Below are 2864 nucleotides of genomic sequence, written 5' to 3'. Positions count from 1 at the left end.
CGGCGCCGGCCGGTGCTGGCGGCGCTGGGGTGTCGGGTGGCGTCGGCCCGCCAGGCGGCGTGGGCGCTGACGCAGGCGACGACGCAGACGTCGGCGCAGGCGCAGACGTGGGCGTGGCCGCAGGCGACTGCGACTGCGACTGCGATTGCGACGCCGGCGGTGCGGTCCGCAGCAGCGCCTCCCCCCGCGCCACCAGCGCGGCCAGCGCTCCGGCCGGCCCGGCGCCGCGCAGCTCGCGCTCCAGCGCCGCCACCGCGTCGTGCAGCAGGTCGCCGGCCGCATCCGTCCACGCGAGGCGTTCGCGCTGCAGCGCCGCGAGCACGCCTTCGGTGGCATGGCACAGGGTCTCGATCCCGTCCCGGCCGACCGCGCGGGCGGCTCCCTTCAGGCTGTGGGCGGCCCGGAACAGCACCTCGAGCGTTGCCCGCGGCAGCCCGCCCTCCGGTTCCACCTGGGCGAGCGCTGCCTGCATGCGCTGGACGTGGCCGGCCGCCTCGGCCTCGAAGATGGCCGCGAGCTTGCGATCGAACTGCGCGTCGGATCTGGCCATGGGTGCTGCGGCGCGTCCTTACCTCTGGTACTGGTCCACCAGGCCCTTGAGCCGCTCGCCGAGCTGCTGCAGCCCCTGCGCCGCGGCTTCGGTCTGGCGGCTGGCGGCCACGTTCTGGGCGCTGGCCTGGTGGATGTTCTGCATGGCGTAGGCGACCTGGTCCATGCCCACCGACTGCTGCTGCGCCGAGGCGGCGATCTGCGCGGCGGCCTGGGCCGACTCCTGGATGATGGTGGCCATCGAGCGGATCGAGCGCGCCGCGCCCTCGGACAGCTCGACGCCGCTGCGCACCGCCTTGTTGGCCTGCTCGGTGTTCATCACCGCAGCACTGGTGGCCTTCTGGATGTCGCCCAGCAGCGCCTTGACCTGCACGGTGGCCTGCTTGGACTGCTCCGCGAGGCTGCGGATCTCCTGCGCGACGACGCGGAAGCCGGCGCCTTCCTCGCCGGCGCGCGCCGCCTCGATGGCGGCGTTGACGGACAGCAGGTTGGACTGGTCGGCCAGGTCGTTGACGGTGGCGATGATCTCGCCGATCGCCATGCCCTGGTCGGCCAGGCGCAGGATGCTCTGGGCGACGGAATCCATCTGCTCGCGGATCTGGCGCATGGCTTGGATCGAGTCCTCCATGGCCTGCAGGCCGCCGTGCGAGGCCGCCACCGTCTTCTGCGCGGCCTCCTGCACCTGCAGCGCCTTGTCGGAGGCGACCTTGGCGGTCTGCTTCACTTCTTCGGCGGTCGCGGAGGTCTCCGCCACGGCGGACGCGGTCTCCGCGGAGCCGGCAGCCACCTGCGCGGTCGACGCGGTGATCTCGCTCGCCGATGAGGCGAGCACGGAGACGCCGTCGCCGATCTCGCGCATGATCTCGCGCAGCCGCGCGATCATCTGCGCGAAGGTGCGATTGAGCACGCCCGTCTCGTCGAGGCGCGCCTGCGGCGGCAGTTCCACCGCGAGATCGCCCCGCGCCACGCGCTCGGCCGCCTGCGACAGGGTCTGCAGCGGCCCGGCCAGCACGCGCGCGAGCAGCAGGGTGAGCGACGTGCCCGCCAGCAGGGTGAGCAGCGCGATCGCGACCAGCCAGCGCAGCGCGCCCGCCGCCTCCTGCTCGGAAGCCGCCACCGATTGGGCGGCGCTGCGCGTGGAGCGCTCGCCCAGTTCGTCGGCGATCGCGGCGAGCCGCCGGTCCCGCTCCAGCTGCACGCCCGTGAAAAGTTCGCGCGCCTCGTCGGCGCGGCCCCGCGCCAGCAGCGGCAGCACCTGCGTGTCGCGCAGCTGGATGGAGGCCGCCTGCACGGCTTCGAACTCGCGCAGCAGGTCGCGCGAGGCCTCGATGCTGCCCTTGCGGCCGGCGATCGCGGCGAGCTGCGCCTGCACGGAACGATTGCGCTTGTGCACCTCGTCGCGCAGCTGCTCCAGCCGCGAGGCGTTGCCGGGCAGCATCATCTCCGCCAGGGCGGCGCGGATGGCGTGGTGGTCCGCCCGCAGGTCCTTCAGGTCGGCCACGTTGGCCATCTCCACCTCGAACAGCGTCCGCTGCGAATGCCGCATCGCGGACAGGGCCTGGTAGGCAAAGAGGATGGTCGCGGCCGCGAGCACGGCCATGAGGCCGAAGGCGGCGAACAGCTTGGCGCGGGTGGACAGGTCGAGGAAGCGCTTCATGCGGTGGGCGGTTGGGGGTGTTCGGGGGCGGGCGATGCCTGCGCAGCGGTGCCGTGCAGGGCCAGCAGCCGGGGGCCGTCGAGGAACAGGTGGCCCTCGCGGGTGACGCCGCGGACGATCTCGGGGCGCAGGCCCTCGAGCGGCTCGGCGCGCTGATCCACCTGCTGCGGCGCCAGCGCCTGCAGGCCGTGCACCGCGCCGACGGCGAGCGCCAGGGTGGGCACCTTGCGTCCGAGCACCAGCACGTGGCGGGTCTCGGCGCGGCCCGCGACGGGCAACAGGGTGGCGAGATCCAGCACCGGCAGCAGCCGGCCGCGCCACTGCATCACACCGAGCAGCGCCGATGGCGCCGAAGGCAGCGGCAGCAGGTCGCGCAGCGGCTGCACCTCGCGCAGGCAGTCGAGCGCCAGCAGGCACTCCTGCTCGCCCACGCCGAAGCGCAGCACCTGCACGGCCTGCGCCGCGTCCTGCGCGTTCGTGGACGGTGCGCGTGCGAGCGCTTCCGCCCGGCGGCGCAGCACTTCGGCGGCCCAGGCGGTCTCGTCACGCTGCGACGGGATTCCGGCGCCGGTGGCTGCCGTCTGGTCGGGTGGCGGCGTCACCGGTGGACCTCGTGCAGCCGGCGGATGGCGCCCTGCAGGGCCGCGGCGGTGAGTCC

The 2864-nt window shown here is 74.1% G+C and carries 3 protein-coding genes; all 3 read right to left on the bottom strand.

The annotated features are described in order from the left end of the window. On the bottom strand, positions 1-550 hold a 550-nt coding region (locus tag VFM98_RS07265), incomplete at its 3' end, for an Hpt domain-containing protein (RefSeq protein ID WP_325109242.1). A gap of 18 nt (positions 551-568) precedes the next feature. Then, positions 569-2206, bottom strand: coding sequence for a methyl-accepting chemotaxis protein (locus VFM98_RS07260; RefSeq protein ID WP_325109241.1), 1638 nt, complete (start codon positions 2204-2206; stop codon positions 569-571). Continuing rightward, a complete protein-coding gene (locus tag VFM98_RS07255) occupies positions 2203-2808 on the bottom strand; it encodes a chemotaxis protein CheW (protein WP_325109240.1) in 606 nt (201 codons plus the stop codon). Before VFM98_RS07255 ends, VFM98_RS07260 begins: the two co-directional genes overlap by 4 nt. Positions 2809-2864: the final 56 nt, after the last annotated feature.

Source organism: Ramlibacter sp. (assembly GCF_035706265.1).
Lineage (GTDB): Bacteria > Pseudomonadota > Gammaproteobacteria > Burkholderiales > Burkholderiaceae_C > Ramlibacter.
The sequence above is the reverse complement of the archived record's forward strand: the minus strand, read 5'-3'. Positions and strand labels throughout refer to the sequence as shown.

Coding starts and splice junctions, on each gene's coding strand:
- VFM98_RS07260 (WP_325109241.1), bottom strand. CDS start 2,206: ATGAAGCGCTTCCTCGACCTGTCCACCCGCGCCAAGCTGTTCGCCGCC.